The sequence below is a fragment of the Aeromonas veronii genome (assembly GCA_041319085.1).
In the GTDB taxonomy this organism is placed as follows: Bacteria; Pseudomonadota; Gammaproteobacteria; order Enterobacterales; family Aeromonadaceae; genus Aeromonas; species Aeromonas veronii_F.
The window spans coordinates 3415379-3430526 of the sequence record CP101033.1 but is presented as its reverse complement, the minus strand read 5'-3'; the positions used below and the strand labels follow the sequence as shown (position 1 = coordinate 3430526).

General features: G+C 56.7%; 16 protein-coding genes. 5 read left to right on the top strand and 11 right to left on the bottom strand.

Annotation, left to right across the window (positions count from 1 at the left end; genetic code table 11):
- Positions 1–3: 3 nt before the first annotated feature.
- The 5 genes from cysG to cysC all read left to right on the top strand — a co-directional run bounded on the left by cysG (position 4) and on the right by cysC (position 6370).
- A complete protein-coding gene (gene cysG, locus NMD14_16240) occupies positions 4–1452 on the top strand; it encodes a siroheme synthase CysG (protein ID XEI32276.1) in 1449 nt (482 codons plus the stop codon).
- A 96-nt stretch (positions 1453–1548) separates the two neighbouring features.
- On the top strand, positions 1549–2457 hold the full coding sequence (gene cysD, locus NMD14_16235) for a sulfate adenylyltransferase subunit CysD (GenBank protein XEI32275.1): 909 nt from the start codon (positions 1549–1551) through the stop codon (positions 2455–2457).
- A 12-nt stretch (positions 2458–2469) separates the two neighbouring features.
- On the top strand, positions 2470–3912 hold the full coding sequence (cysN, locus tag NMD14_16230; GenBank protein XEI32274.1) for a sulfate adenylyltransferase subunit CysN: 1443 nt from the start codon (positions 2470–2472) through the stop codon (positions 3910–3912).
- A gap of 4 nt (positions 3913–3916) precedes the next feature.
- On the top strand, positions 3917–5641 hold the full coding sequence (locus tag NMD14_16225) for an SLC13 family permease (protein ID XEI32273.1): 1725 nt from the start codon (positions 3917–3919) through the stop codon (positions 5639–5641).
- A gap of 138 nt (positions 5642–5779) precedes the next feature.
- A complete protein-coding gene (gene cysC / locus NMD14_16220) occupies positions 5780–6370 on the top strand; it encodes an adenylyl-sulfate kinase (GenBank protein XEI32272.1) in 591 nt (196 codons plus the stop codon).
- 300 nt (positions 6371–6670) lie between these two features.
- Here cysC and NMD14_16215 read toward each other — a convergent pair whose 3' ends face one another.
- From NMD14_16215 to NMD14_16165, 11 genes are all read right to left on the bottom strand, one after another.
- Entirely contained in the window at positions 6671–6991 is a 321-nt protein-coding gene (locus NMD14_16215) for a hypothetical protein (GenBank protein XEI32271.1), read from the bottom strand.
- Between the two features lie 275 nt (positions 6992–7266).
- Positions 7267–7674, bottom strand: coding sequence for a hypothetical protein (locus tag NMD14_16210; GenBank protein ID XEI32270.1), 408 nt, complete (start codon positions 7672–7674; stop codon positions 7267–7269).
- Positions 7675–8189: 515 nt separating this feature from the next.
- A complete protein-coding gene (locus tag NMD14_16205) occupies positions 8190–8648 on the bottom strand; it encodes a hypothetical protein (protein XEI32269.1) in 459 nt (152 codons plus the stop codon).
- 86 nt (positions 8649–8734) lie between these two features.
- The gene (locus NMD14_16200; protein ID XEI32268.1) at positions 8735–9724 is read right to left on the bottom strand and encodes a hypothetical protein; all 990 of its coding nucleotides are present in this window, start codon (positions 9722–9724) and stop codon (positions 8735–8737) included.
- Between the two features lie 424 nt (positions 9725–10148).
- A complete protein-coding gene (locus NMD14_16195) occupies positions 10149–11009 on the bottom strand; it encodes a TIGR03899 family protein (GenBank protein XEI32267.1) in 861 nt (286 codons plus the stop codon).
- A gap of 104 nt (positions 11010–11113) precedes the next feature.
- Positions 11114–11590 (bottom strand): DUF3299 domain-containing protein, encoded by a 477-nt coding sequence (locus NMD14_16190; GenBank protein ID XEI32266.1) that lies wholly within the window; start codon positions 11588–11590, stop codon positions 11114–11116.
- A 31-nt stretch (positions 11591–11621) separates the two neighbouring features.
- Positions 11622–12869, bottom strand: a complete 1248-nt coding sequence (locus NMD14_16185; GenBank protein XEI32265.1) for an ABC transporter permease — start codon at positions 12867–12869, stop codon at positions 11622–11624.
- On the bottom strand, positions 12863–13552 hold the full coding sequence (locus NMD14_16180) for an ABC transporter ATP-binding protein (protein XEI32264.1): 690 nt from the start codon (positions 13550–13552) through the stop codon (positions 12863–12865). The genes NMD14_16185 and NMD14_16180 overlap by 7 nt, the downstream gene beginning before the upstream one ends.
- Positions 13553–13556: 4 nt before the next feature.
- Positions 13557–14159 carry a DUF2796 domain-containing protein gene (locus NMD14_16175; protein XEI32263.1) on the bottom strand — a complete coding sequence of 201 codons (603 nt, stop codon included), beginning with the start codon at positions 14157–14159 and terminating at the stop codon, positions 13557–13559.
- Between the two features lie 29 nt (positions 14160–14188).
- Positions 14189–14488, bottom strand: a complete 300-nt coding sequence (locus tag NMD14_16170; GenBank protein XEI32262.1) for a DUF2607 family protein — start codon at positions 14486–14488, stop codon at positions 14189–14191.
- Between the two features lie 44 nt (positions 14489–14532).
- Positions 14533–15075: a YtfJ family protein gene (locus NMD14_16165; GenBank protein XEI32261.1), complete on the bottom strand. Its 543-nt coding sequence runs from the start codon at positions 15073–15075 to the stop codon at positions 14533–14535.
- Between the last annotated feature and the right edge of the window lie 73 nt (positions 15076–15148).

Sequence of the window (15148 nt, the reverse complement as noted above, 5' to 3'; positions counted from 1 at the left end):
GAAATGGATTATTTACCTATGTTTGCCAAGTTGGAAGGCCGCCCGGTACTGCTGGTGGGCGGGGGCGAGGTTGCCCTGCGCAAGGCGCGCCTGCTGCTGGCCGCCGGTGCCCGGCTGACCCTGGTCTCCCCGGAGCTTGAACCGGAATTCACGGAATTTGCCGGTCGTTTTACCCATCTGGCGGAGTGCTTCACTCCGGCCCATCTGGCAGGCCAGATTTTGGTGGTGGCGGCGACCGACAATCTCGAAGTCAACGCCCTCGTTTATCAAAGTGCCAACCAGCTGGGTCTGTTCGTCAATGTGGTGGATGACCCCAAACGCTCCAGTTTTATCTTCCCCTCGATCATCGATCGCTCGCCGCTGATGGTGGCGGTCTCCAGCGGTGGCAAGGCGCCGGTGCTGGTGCGCCTGTTGCGCGAGCGGCTGGAGAGCCTGCTGCCGCGCCATCTTGGCGGGCTGACCGAGCTCTCCGGCCGGGTCCGTGACAAGGCCAAACGGGTGCTCTCATCGATTTCCGATCGTCGCCGCTTTTGGGAGCGCGCCTTTGCCTCCAACACCCTCGCCAGCCTGATTGAAAAAGAGGATTGGCAAGGAGCCGAGCAGTGGCTGAGTGATGGGCTCGACCAGGCGAAAAGCGAAGTGGGCGAGGTGGTATTGGTCGGTGCGGGCCCCGGTGATCCGGGCCTCTTGACCCTCAAGGCGCTGCAACAGATTCAACAGGCTGAAGTGGTGCTCTACGACCAGCTGGTCTCGCCTGAGATCCTCGATCTGGTGCGCCGTGATGCCACTCTGGTGTCGGTTGGCAAGAAGGCGGGCGCCCACAGCGTGCCGCAGGAGGAGACCAATCGCCTGCTGGTTGAGTACGCCAAGGCGGGCAATCGGGTGGTGCGGCTGAAAGGGGGCGATCCCTTTATGTTTGGCCGGGGTGGCGAGGAGCTGGAAGTGCTGGCCGACGAAGGTATCCCCTTCTCGGTGGTGCCCGGCATCACGGCCGCCGCCGGTGCCACCGCCTATGCCGGTATCCCGCTCACTCACCGTGATTACGCCCAGAGCGCCGTCTTTATCACTGGCCATTGCAAGCAAAATGGCCAGAAAGAGGGCAAGGAGCCCGACTGGCAGCAGCTCGCCGCCACCAGTCAGACCCTGGTCATCTACATGGGGCTGATGCGCTCCGAGCATATCCAGCAGCAGCTGGTGGATCACGGCCGAAGCCAAGCTACCCCCATCGCCATCATCGAGCGCGGCACCACATCCCGCCAGCGAGTGCTGACCGGCACGCTGGCCGACTTGGCGGAGCTGGCCAAACAGGCGGTGAGCCCGTCGCTTATCGTCATCGGCGAAGTGGTCGCCCTGCGCGAGCGGCTGGCCTGGTTTGGAGAAAAAAGCGGCGAGCAGCAGCGCGCTAACCCGGATCTCGATGGCTGCGACCTCAAGCTGGTGCAGCTGGCCTGACCGAGAAAGAGATATTTGATGCGGCTGCCGGTGCGGCCGCGCACTGAACCACCCAGCGCCCCGAGCAGGCGCATAAGCAATGACCCGAGGACCAACATGGACCGTGAAAGATTGACGCACTTGCAGCAGCTGGAAGCCGAGAGCATCCATATCATCCGCGAGGTGGCTGCCGAATTTGAAAACCCGGTGATGATGTACTCCATCGGCAAGGACTCCTCCGTCATGCTGCACCTTGCCCGCAAGGCCTTCTATCCGGGCAAGATCCCGTTCCCCTTGCTCCACGTCGATACCGACTGGAAGTTCAAGGAGATGATCAAGTTCCGCGACGAGACCGCCAAGAAGTACGGGCTGGATCTCATCGTCCACAAGAACCCGGAAGGGCTCGCCATGGGCATCAACCCCTTCGTGCACGGCAGCGGCAAGCACACCGACATCATGAAGACCGAGGGGCTCAAGCAGGCACTCAACAAATACGGCTTCGATGCCGCCTTCGGTGGCGCCCGTCGCGACGAGGAGAAGTCCCGCGCCAAGGAGCGGGTCTACTCCTTCCGTGACAAGTCTCACCGCTGGGATCCGAAGAATCAGCGCCCCGAGCTGTGGCGCGTCTACAACAGCCAGGTCAACAAGGGGGAGAGCATCCGGGTGTTCCCGCTCTCCAACTGGACCGAGCTGGATATCTGGCAATACATCTATCTGGAAAAGATCGACATAGTGCCGCTCTACTTCGCGGCCATGCGTCCGGTGGTTGAGCGCAACGGCATCAAGATCATGGTGGATGACGATCGCATGCCGCTGACCGCCGAGGATGAGGTGAAGCAGGAGCTGGTGCGCTTCCGCACCCTCGGCTGCTACCCGCTGACCGGGGCCATCGAATCCGATGCCACCACCTTGCCGGAAATTATTGAAGAGATGTTGCTCACCACTTCGAGCGAGCGGCAAGGGCGGCTGATTGACCACGATCAGGCCGGCTCCATGGAGCAGAAGAAGCGTCAGGGATATTTCTAAGGAGTCGTCAGCATGAACAGCCATATTCAGACCGCCATCACCGAACAGGGCATCGAAGCCTATCTGCACGCCCAGCAGCACAAGAGTCTGCTGCGTTTTCTCACCTGCGGCAGCGTGGATGACGGCAAGAGCACCCTTATCGGTCGCCTGCTGCACGACTCCCAGCAGATTTATGAAGATCAGCTCAAAGCGCTGGAGTCCGACAGCCAGAAGCTTGGCACCACCGGCGAGAAGCTGGACCTGGCGCTGCTGGTAGACGGCCTGCAGGCGGAGCGCGAGCAGGGCATCACCATCGACGTAGCCTACCGCTATTTCTCCACCGCCAAGCGCAAATTTATCATCTCGGATACCCCGGGCCACGAGCAGTACACCCGCAACATGGCGACCGGCGCCTCCACCTGCGATCTGGCCATCATTCTGATCGACGCCCGCAAAGGGGTGCTGGATCAGACTCGCCGCCACAGCTTTATTGCCAGCCTGCTTGGCATCAAGCAGTTCGTGGTGGCGGTCAACAAGATGGATCTGGTGGAGTTCAGTCAGGAGGTGTTCGAGCGCATCAGTGCCGAGTACCGCGAATTCGCCAAAAAGCTCAGTGTCGACACCATCCAGATCGTGCCGGTCTCGGCGCTGGACGGTGACAACGTGGTTAACCAGAGCGACAAGCTGGCCTGGTATCAGGGGGAAACCCTGCTTGCGCTGCTGGAGTCTGCCGAGGTTGAGCGCGAGCTGGAGCGCCACCCGGTGCGCCTGCCGGTGCAGTATGTGAACCGCCCCAACCTCGATTTTCGCGGCTTCGCGGGCACGCTGGCCTCCGGCATCCTGCGGGTGGGCGACAAGCTGGCGGTGTTGCCGTCTGGCAAGGAGAGCACAGTGACCCGCATCGTCACCTTCGACGGGGATCTGGAGTACGCCCTGCCGGGTCAGGCCATCACGGTCACCTTCGCCGACGAGATCGACATCAGTCGTGGCGACCTGCTGGTGGATGCCGCCAACCGTCCGCAAGTGACCCAGAACCTGCTGGCCCATATCGTCTGGATGGGGGAGGAGTCCCTGCAACCGGGCCGGGTCTACGACGTAAAACTGGCCACCAAGAAGAGTCGCGGTCAGGTGGAGGCCATCCGCCACCGCATCGAGATCAACAAGCTGGACGAGCTGCCAGCCAGCGAGCTCAAGCTCAACGAGATCGGCCTGTGCGAGCTGAGCCTCACCGACCCGGTGGCGTTCGACCCGTATCAGGAGATCCGCGATACCGGCAGCTTTATCCTGATCGACCGGCTGAGCAACGTCACCGTCGGCGCCGGCATGATAGTGGAAGGCTTGGCCGCGAAAGTGGCAAATCTTGCGGGTAGAGCAGGGCACTACAGCGAGTTCGAAATCGAGCTCAACGCGCTGGTGCGCAAGCACTTCCCGCACTGGCAAGCCCTTGCCATCGGTAACGACACAAGCAAGGAGTAAGCCCATGACCTGGCAACAATCCCTGGTGCTGGGTCTGCTGGCTGCTCTCGTGGCCCTGCTGATCCAGGGCAAACTCCGCCCGGCGCTGCTCTTCTCGGGCGCCGTGCTCATTACCTACCTGAGCGGGCTGGCGGATATCAACGCCGTGGTGGCGGGCTACACCAACAGTGCCCTGCTGACGCTGGTGCTGTTGCTGCTGGTGTCGCTGGCGGTGGAGAAGACCCGCATCATGAGCTGGTTCGCCAATCTGGTGGGCACGGGTTCATTCAACAAGGTGCTGGTGAAGGTGTGGTTCTCCACTGCCTTCCTGTCAGCCTTCGTCAACAACACCGCCGTGGTGGCCTCCATGCTGGGGGCGGTCAAACGCAATCCCAACCACTCCCCGTCGCGGCTGCTGCTGCCCATGTGCTTCGCCGCGACCTTTGGCGGTGTGCTGACGCTGATCGGCACCTCCACCAACCTGATCGTCAACAGCTTCCTGATCAAGATGGGGGCGCCGCCGCTCGGCATGTTCGACTTCTTTATGGTGGGGGCGGGCACCTTGCTGACCGGTCTGGTGGCCGTGCTGCTGTTTGCCCGTCACCTGCCGGAGCAGGATACCGAGATGAGCCGCGAATCCGGCTATTTTCTCGAAGCCAAGGTGGGCGCCGGTTCGCCGCTGGCGGGGCGCAGCGTCAAGGAGAACGGCCTGCGCAGCCTGAAAAGCCTCTATCTGGCGGAAATCATTCGCGGCGAGCAGGTGATCTGCCCGGTGCAGCCGGAACACGAGCTGCACGAAGGGGACGTGCTGCTGTTTTGCGGCGATGTGGAGAGCGTCGGCGTGTTGCAGGAGCTCAAGGGGCTGGATCTCTACGGCCAGCACCGCCTCAACGGCCAGCATCTGGTGGAGGTGATCGTCAGCCACAGCTCGCGGCTGGTGGGTCAGACCATCAAGGATGCCGAATTTCGCACCCACTTCGATGCGGTGGTACTGGCGGTGCGCCGCGGCGAAACCCAGCTTACCGGTGGCCTTGGCCAGATTGAGCTGCACGCCGGTGATACCCTGCTGCTGGCCCCCGGCCCCCAGTTTGCCCGCAACAAGTCGCTGGGGCGGGAGTTTGTGGTGGTGAGCGGGCTGGAAGCCTCCACCCGTCTCGATGGCAAGCGCAGCGCCGCCGTGGTGCTGGGCTTTCTCGGGGTGCTGGCGCTCTCGGTATTCGATCTGGTGCCGCTGTTCAAGGGCTTGCTGCTGATGCTGGTGGCACTGCTGCTCACCCGTATTCTGACCCTGGACGAGATCCGCCGCCGCTTTCCGCTCGATATCTGGCTGGTGGTGGGCGGGGCGCTCGCCATCGCCGATCAGCTGGAAAAGAGCGGGCTGGCCAAGCTTATCGCCGACTGGCTGATGGGGGAGTTCAATGGTGCCAGCCCCATCATCGCCTTTATCGGTATCTATCTGTTTACGTTGGTGCTGACCGAGCTGATGAGCAACAACGCCGCCGCCGCGCTGGCCTTCCCCATGGGTTACCAGCTGGCGCTCAGCATGGATGTCTCGACCATGCCGTTTATTCTGGCGGTGCTGTTCGGGGCCAGCTCCAGCTTTATCCTGCCCTACGGCTACCAGACCAACCTGATGGTCTATGCCGCGGGCAACTACAAGATGCCGGACTACCTCAAGCTGGCCCTGCCGGTCTCGCTGGCCTATAGCATCGGGGTGATTGTGATGGTGCCCCTGCTGTTTCCGTTTTAAGGCGTAAGTGCCAATCAAGGCGTGTTGGGTGAGCAATGCCATGGCATCAGCACGTTGTCGGCTGATAGCCCGAGGCGGCTCCCCGTGGTTCCGGACAGTTTAAGTTTTGAGGCGTGAGCGCCAAGCAAGGAGTGTTGGATGAGCAATATCGTGTGGCACAAACATGCCGTGGACAAACAGAGCCGGGCCGAGCTTAAAGGGCAAAAGCCGCTGGTGATCTGGTTTACCGGGCTCTCCGGGGCGGGCAAATCGACCCTGGCGGGGGCGCTGGAGCAGGCGCTGGCGGCACAAGGCAAGCACACCTATCTGCTGGATGGGGACAATGTGCGCCACGGTCTCTGTGGCGATCTTGGCTTCGATGATGCCGCGCGGCAGGAGAATATCCGCCGGGTCGGCGAGGTGGCAAAGCTGATGGTGGATGCGGGCCTGATCGTGCTCACCGCCTTTATCTCGCCGTTTCGTGCCGAGCGGGCGCTGGTGCGCAGCCTCTTGGGTGAAGGGGAGTTTGTCGAGGTCTTTGTCGATGCGCCGCTTGCCATCTGTGAAGAGCGCGACCCCAAGGGGCTCTATAAAAAGGCGCGGGCAGGGGAGATCACGAATTTTACCGGTATCGACTCCGCCTATGAGGCACCGGAGCAGCCGGAAATCCATCTGCTTAACGCCGGCAAGCCGGTCGCTGCGCTGGTGGATGAGCTGCTGACCGCCTTGCGGCAGGGGAACTATCTGTAATTGGAGCGGAAGAACCTATAACAAGCGCCCGGCAGCCGGCCAGTTGGCCACCACAGGCGCTTATTAGCTGGCGGCAGCCACTATAAGCAAAAGTTGGGGGATTGTCGGAAAACCCATTAATCCAGCTTATAGTGGCACCGGCGAGTCTTGAGCCACCCCAAGGCGGTCGATAGCAACCCCACAAAGGGATCTTCCGATCCCTGCTTATATTTCGGCGGGGTTATTCGCGATTGTCCGAATACGCTGCGCTATTCGAACCTACGGGCTATATTGCGCCCAGGACTATGGGGCGAAAATCAGTTATTTTTTGAGTTTTTTTGTAATGCTTTGAGATATCTCAGTCATTTCAAATACAAATTCTGTCTCAAGAAAATCATTTACAAACGAGGGTTTGATATTATCTAATTTCCTCCATGCCTCATGTTTGTAGATGAAGTCAAGATAATTTTTAAGTAAAGCCTGGTTGGTTGTTTTTCTTGATAACTGCTTTTTTAGTGACTCAGCCGTCAGCTTTGATTTATATGAGTGATACTTATCGTACTCTATAACGAAATCATTAAGGCTCCAGCCGATTTTTGACATTTCCGTCTTGATTGTTATGGCAAAATTATCTGGTTTCATTTTTGTCCCCAAATGTCCCCCCAATTATCGCTAACCTTTACATGTCCAGACTGATTCTGGATATGTTAACTAATATATGGAGTGTTGAAAATGGCAAAAGGTAGTGCTTCGAATTCAAGTAATTCAGGTAAGGGCGGTAGTAGTCGAGGTCCTTCTTCACACACTGGGACCGGTGGTAACTGGCCGTCAACGACTGGGAACCCCTCTGGGGGAGGAAGAGGAAACGCCCCTTCAACAGGTGGCAAATAACTCTAAAATAAAAATGGGCGGTGAAGCTAGCCTTCCCGCCTTATACACTCATTAGTATTTTTTTGAAAAGCTGATAAAAAACTTTTTTTATCAACATTGTATCTAATGTATGAAATTTCATTCATGGTATCTTTCATTGCGCATAAACAAACATCTTTTCTGTGAAGGTAAATGGTTTTACTTACCAACTCCGGATCTGCATTCGTGCATGCATCAACAATAGAATACTCGACTGACATAGGGTAGCGATTATCAAGTAAAGCATAGTCAGCAACTTGCCCACTTATAATTCCAATCGCTAATATCGTGCCGCCTGACATAATCTTTTTTTTGAAAGTGTGCCCTGTTAGTTCCTCTTGGCAATGGCCACATTTTACTTTTGCCTCTATATGTAAATCATTTTTTTTAAAACACTTTGGGCATTCAATTATCATATCTGTTCCATGATAAATAATTAATGTTATTGGATCCGTAGTAAGTTCAGGCTGTCACTATTTTCATTCAGATGGGCTTTTTGCTGCCAGCCATTGTTGGCTCGTATAAGCCGAATGGAGGTCACAAGACAGTGCCACCATTGGCAATGACGCCTTCGCCAAGTCAGAGAAAACTGACGGATTTAGTTGACCATCATAACAGGCGCTTGTGAGATGGCGGAAGCAACTATAAGCAAAAATTGGGTCATTATCGGAAAACCCATAAATCCAGCTTATAGTGGCACCGATGAGCCTTGAGCCGCCCCAAGGCGGTCAATAGCAACCCCGCAAAAGGATCTTCCGCTCCTTGCCTATATCGCGGCGGGGTTATTCGCGATTGTCCGAATACGCTGCGCTATTCGAACTTACGGGCTGGCAATGGATTAACACTAAACTCAAACACAACAATCGTAACCTCCGTGAGTTTGGAAACGCCACACGTTGGCAGTCCCTCTTGAGGTGTTTGTTATGTTCATTTAGCGTGATTTTTTTCCACTTCCATAACTTCCAGAAACTACACGCTCCATGGCATCAACATATAAAACTTTGTTTTTAATTTGGCTCTGTTTGCGCTGTTTTTTTACGCATTTCGCACAAACAATAACCTCTTTGTTATTGGACAATTTATAAACATCTTGGGATATACCCTTGAGAGTACAAAAATGGCATGTACCTTTGACGGGAATTACAATTTTTTTAACATTAAAGTTTATCTGCTCAGTGAATTTAACATCAGAATGAGTCACAGATACATTGTTTAATTTTTCCTTTTTTGGTTTCTTTTTTATAGTCGGTTTTTTAATTTGGTCAGCAACTGACTTACGATAAAATTCCGATAGCTTACATTCAATCTTATTTAGTTCGCCAATAATAGGAACTTGGTTCTTTTTCGCCCATTCGTTAAGACGCTTGATTATAATTAGTGCATCATTCATTTATTTTACAACTAAATCTCAGTTAGAGGTGACGTATTTTTAATCTACTCATATACTAATTGGTAGAATATAAATATAACGCCATGTTAAGGTAGTACTTTCAAATTGTAAGGAACATTTTCATTTTCACCAAATGCTCCTCTAAAATATTTACGTATGCTGACCTCGATATTTTTATGTTTTTTGTACTGCAAAAACATTTCATCAGTTGCCATAGAACAATTGAAACCAGACAGGGCAAAACCACCATCCACTTCTTTAATGGGAAGGTGTTCTAGCATTTGGTACTCGATGAGTAGGTTTTTGAATTTCCCGTCATCTGAAACACCATCAAGGCAGTTGATAAAAAGCAATGCCAACTCCATTGTAGATAGTTGAGCACGTAATATACTTGCATATTTACGTTTGCGCTCCTGAGGCAAAATTTTGTCATCATAACTATGAATTAACTTGAGGGCTTGATATAAATTACGGAAATAATGTCCGAATATGTGGTTGTGTTTGTTCTGTACATGCTTATATTTCTCGACGATTTCATCGGGGCTTGGTAGTTCTTGTGTTAAATACTTTAGTAAGCCCTCGAAGGCTTCACGGCATTCATAAGTTGTTACAGGGGAAGCTAATTGTGGTAAATAAGGGTTTTTAATAGCCTTAACTGCCAACTTGATAGTATTGTTTATATCAGTGCCATTCTTAAACTCTTGAATATCAAGTTTAATGGAGTCTGCTATTTTATGATGAAGGTTTATAATGTTAAAAAAAGCACCTTCAATGGCTTGCATTTCTAACGCATCGGCAGTTTTCTCGTACTCTTCCCTAGCTAGCTTCAACTCCCTCCGTTGAATCACAATGGTAGTAATCAAACCAAATAATGTTAGGAACGTAAAGATTGGGTTTAAAACGCCCCCAAGGAAATCACCAAACACTCCACCCCGTTCTGTGAAAAATATAAGAGCAATGTTAATTAAAAATGCAACAACACCAAAGCATAAAGCGGCTGCTAAGACATTAAATAATATATATCTCGTATGTTGGGCTAAAAATCGTAGGTTGGTGCTGAACGCAGTGAAGCCCAACGTTTACCGAGAAACGTATCTGAAAATCTTTTTACCGAACGACCCAATCCATGATTATCCCGCTCTGGTTGGCGTAATAATGCTCGTCTGTTGGGCTTCGCTACGCGCTGTGCCCACCTGCAAAAACCACGCTACCGCCCCTGAATGTCAGCCTCCAGTCTGCTGCTTTTTACCGGCGTTTTGGCACTGGCTTGGCTCATGGCTGACTCCTGCGAGAGGTTGCCAAGCGGCTATGTTACCGAACGGGGTTGCGGTGAAAAGCGCAAGCGAGTCGTTTACTGAGCAAGATCAACAAATTATTCAACCATCTCGTAGGTTCGCATAGCGCAGCGTATTCGGACGATTGTGAAAGGGAATGTTGGGCAGGGTGGGAGCAAGGGAGGGAATAACCAAGATGGGCCCGTGAGCCCATCTTGCCGGTGCGTCAGGGGGTCTGTTCCCCGACGGTTGCGGTCGGTTCGGTGGCGGTCAGCTGCACCTCGATCTGGATCCCCTGCACCAGCACGGTTTTCAGATCCTGCAGGTACTCCTCCAGCGGTGACTCTTGCAGCAGCTGGGCGAGCTCGTTGCCCACAGGGGTGAGGCGGTAGTAGAGCAGGGTGATGTTGTGCTGCTTGCACTGCAGCCGCCAGCGCTGGTTGCCAAACTCCAGCTCGACCCCATCGGCGGGCAGCGGGCCGGATTCCAGCTCCGCGCGATGCAGCAGCCCCAGTTCAAACAGTTGCAGCAGGGCGTTGTAGGGCAGCCGGTATTTGCCAAGGCCGAGGCGCGTCGCCTTAGCGCGGCTCAGCAAGCTGGCTCCCTTGTGCAGCCCCAGCAGCAGTCGCTGCTCGTCGCTGCCGGTGTAGTGGCAGGTCAGTGAACAGATGCGCTGGAACAGCTGGGCCTCGCGCTGGGTCATCTCCTTGAGGGTGGCGAGCGCCCGGATGGAGAAGCGGCCCGGGGTGGCGACTTCCAGCGCGAAGATCCGCCCCCACAGCTGCTGCATCGGCACCATGCTGATATCTTCCGCCAGTTGCAGGAAGCGGGTCAGCCAGTCGCTGTCCATCTCGCCGCCAGCCGCGGTCTCTTCGCAGTGGCGGGAGGCCATCACCATGATGGCTTCCAGATTGCGCTGGCGTGCGGCCTGATCCGCCAGATGGCGAAAGGTGGCGCGCTGTTCGAAGGTGCTGTCGCTGTTGCGGGTGAGCATGCCGTCGATGCCGCGACTGCGGGCCAGACGCAGGGTCTGCTCCTGGCTGCTCAGGATCGAACTCTCTTTTTTCGGGGGGGGGAGGTCTGCCATGCTGACTCCATTCGCACAGGTTCTGGAGCTGAATGTTACTCCAACCGGGATGCCAAGATAACAAAACGGCCTCCGTGGAGGCCGCTTTTTTTGCAACGGGAGGATTACTCCTCGTAGACGCTCACTTCGACCGCTTCCATCGAATAGGAGGCGGTGGCCATCTCGTGGCTGGAGCTGACCGTGCGCATCTTGCCCTTCACCCAGATGGCATCCCACAGATCATCCACCGGCGCCCCCTTGGGGTAGCTCACATAGACCACCTGATTGGTGGGGGGCGGCGGGACGTGGATGCAGGCACCGAAGTAGGGCACCAGCAGGAAGGCGGTGATCTTCTTGGCATCCCCTTCCAGCGGCACTACAAAGCCCGGAATGCGCACATCCTGGTTGTCCAGCTTCTGGTTCACCCCGCCCACCGGTTGCGGCACGGAGGCGAGATCCCCATCGTGGCTCACCTGCGGCGGTGGCAGCAGTTTTTCCCCTTCCGGGATCAGCACATCCCAGTCGATGGTCTTGTAATCGGCGGCCAAGGCGGGCAGCACCAGCAGGCTGGCGAGCAGCGCCACAATTTTCCACTTCATCATCTGTCCTTCTGTTTCTATTTAGGGCGTCTCGCTAGACACGAATGCTCATGCCATCGCTCAGGCTGTAGCGGTAAGCGCGGGCGGCAGGGAGCAGGCCAATCACCATGCCCGCCAGCCACACCACTCCCAGCAACTGCCACTCGTAGGCGCTCGGCAGCCCCAAGCTTAATTGCAGGCCATAGTGGCTGAGCAGCCAGGGCGAGGCAAGCCCCTGCCCCAGATAGAGCACGGCGATGCCGAGGGCGATGCCGACCGTGGTCAGTGCCATCGCCTCCAGTGCCAGCAGCAGGAACAGGTGGGCAGGGCCCGCGCCGAGGGAGCGCAAAATAGCGAGCTCCCGGCGCCGCTCGTTAAGTCCCGCCAGCAATGTGGTCAGCATGCCGATAAGGCCCGCCACCACCACGAAACCGGCGATGACCGAGAGGGCCGTTTCCGCCACGCTCATCAGGCTCCACAGCTCCTGCAGGGCGGCACCCGGCAGGATCGCCATCAGCGGCTCTTTGGGATAGGTGTTGACGCTGCGTTGCAGCTGGAACGCCAGGATCCGGTTGCTCAAGCCCACCATAAAGGCGGTGATGGTTTTCGGGGTGAGATCCTGCGCCAGCGCCTGCTCCGGCGTCACGTTCTTGCTGTGGCGGCCGGTATCCCAACCGAGATGGATCGCCTCGATCCCCGCCAGCGGCACATGGATGGTGCGATCGATGGGCGTACCGGTCGGCGCCAGGATGCCCACCACCTTGAACGGCAGGTTGTCGTGCTGGCTGAACGAGGTGTTGCCAGCGCCGTGGGCGATGACGATGGATTGGTCAAGGTGATAGCCGAGCTTCTCGGCCACCTGGGCACCGAGTACCGCTTCAAACGGCGTCTCAAACGGCCGCCCTTCCCGCAGTTGCAGCGACTGTTGCTGACCGTACTTCAGGTGGGTGAAGTAGTCGCCATTGGTGCCGAGCACCCGAAATCCCTTGTGGGAGTCACCAAGGGAAAGCGGGATGGTCCAGGCGACGCCCGGTTTCTGCTTGATAGCCTGATAGGAGTCCCACCCCACGTTGTTGGTGGGGTTGCCGATGCGAAACACCGAGTAGAGCAGCAGGTTCACCTGGCCGGAGCGGGCGCCGACGATAAGATCGGTGCCCGAGACGGTGTTGGAGAAGCTTTCACGGGCCTGGGTGCGCACCCGTTCCACCCCGAGCAGCAGGGTGACGCTGATGGCGACGGCCAGCAGGGTGAGCCCGGCGGTGAGGCGGCGGGCCCAGAGACTTTGCAGGGCGAGTTTTAGCACGTTGCCCTCCGGTTAAGTTGTTGCAGGTTTTCGACCCGCGGGAACAGGGGTTCGAGATAAGGGTCGTGACTGACGAAGATCAGGGTCGAGCCCTGCTTGTCGCACTCCTCGAACAACAGCTTGATAAAGGCGGCCCGGTTGTCGGTATCAAGGGCCGAGGTGGGCTCGTCGGCGATCACCAGTGGCGGCGAGCCTATCAGCGCCCGTGCGGCGGCAACCCGCTGCTGCTGGCCGATGCTGAGGGCGTGCACGGGACGATGCAGCGCGTCGTCCGGCAGTTGCAGCTCCCCTAGCAGGCGGCGCGCCTCCTGCTCCGGACTCCCTTGCAGGCGAGCCCGTTTGGCAGGCGAAAAGGTGAGGGCCGCGGTCACGTTGTCCTGCACCGAGAGAAAGGGCAGCAGATTGAACTGCTGGAAGATATAACCCAGATTGGCCGCCCGGAAGTGGTCACGGGCACGGCCAGAGAGCCGGGCCAATGGTTGGCCCAGCACCTCCAGGGTGCCGTGGTTGGCGGTCTGGATCCCGGCCAGCAGGCCGAGCAGGGTCGATTTGCCTGAGCCTGACGGGCCCTTGATAAAGACCCGCTCACCCTCGCGGATGGTGAGGGCGGGCAGATCGAGTACAGCGTCGCCACCTGGCCAGGCAAAGGCCAGATCGCGGATCTCAACCACGGCTTTTTTCATGGCGTTACCAGCTCAGCTTGTTGGCGGACGGGGTCAACTCGCCTGCGGTCTGGCCGGTGGGCAGGATCCCCTGCACGCTCAGCTTCTCAAGGCTCGGATAGACGCTGAACAGGGTCGCTTCAAGACCGGTGAGTTTGGCCGGGGTGGCACAGGTGTAGGTATACATGGCACCCATATCGGCATGACCCGCTTCGTCATGATCATGGTGGTCTTCATGCTCGTCGCTGGCAGCCTTGTCATGGTCATGGTCATGGTCATGGTCATGGTCATGGTCGTGATCATGCTCTTCTTGGGCGGCTTGCAGCTCCTGCTGGGCCAGTTTGCAGCCAGCGGCCGGGTCGAAGCGGAACAGGGCGTCAGGCTGCTGGAGGCGGGCGATGGCCTTGGCGTATTGCGCCTTCTCTTCATCGCTCTTGGCGGCGTGTTCGAAGCCCACCAGATCGGCAGCAGGGGCCTGCAGCTCGATCATCAGCTGGTCACCATCGACCACCAGATTGAGGTGGCCGTGGCCATGCTCGTGGGCGCCGTGGCTGTGGCTCTCGTGTTCGTCGTGATTTGCGTGTGCGCCAAAGGCCGCAGCGGCCAGCAACAGAGTAACTGCTTTCATCTTTAATCCTTTTTCAAAAAATAGCGTAATTAAACAAATGGATAGAGAACGGCAGAGGCTGGCGGCGCACGGATGGCATAGCTGTGCAGCGTGGCGGTAGTTGCCGATCGTTGCATGGTTGCAACTACGGGCAGAACAGAGGTCGCACTGGGGAAACAATAGGGGGTTGCGGTAATGACTTGCTTGCCATCCAGATGGAGGGCGCAAACCAGGCAGTGATGGTCGTCGTGGCCGGGCAGGGTGGATTCAAGCTGATGCCGGGCAAGGGCAGGCTGCAGCCATAACCAGCCAAGCAGCAAGATCCAGATTTTCAGCTTGATACGACCCATAGACCCTTATGGAAAGGGCGCCATCAGCGCCCTTTCTCTCTGACTTAGATATGGGCCTTTATGAGCCCCATCACGGTTGCGATGTTGTTGGCATCGAGCTGGCCATCTTTGGCAAACAGCACCTTGCCCTCTTTATCCACCAGGATGATGGCCGAGCTTTCCGGCGCCAGATCCCAGGCGTTGCGCGCCATTCCCTTGGCATCCAGCACCATGGCGGACCAGGGGAACTCTTTCTTGCTGTCCTCGGCACTGCTCTTCACGAAGCCGGAGGTACCCCAGATGGCGTCATTGCTGTTGATGACGGTGACGGTCTGGTACTTGTCTTGCGGCAGCTTGGCGGCCTTGATCGCCTCGATCATCGGGGCGTTCAGCTCCTTGGCACTGGAGCGACCGGCAATATGCTGGATCAGGAACACCTTGCCGGTGAGCGAGCTGCTCTGCCACGGTTGGTAGCCGATATCCTTGCCGTTCAGTACCAGCTCACCCTTGTCACTGACATTGACCAGCGGCACCGGGTTGCCATCCTTGACGTTGTGAGCCAAGACCAGAGATGGCAGCAGCGCCAAAGTAAGTACGAGATGTTTCATCCTGATGACACTCCATTTGTTATGTTATAACGAGTTTCGAATTGAGGGAATGGGCGAGCTTCATCCTAAACTG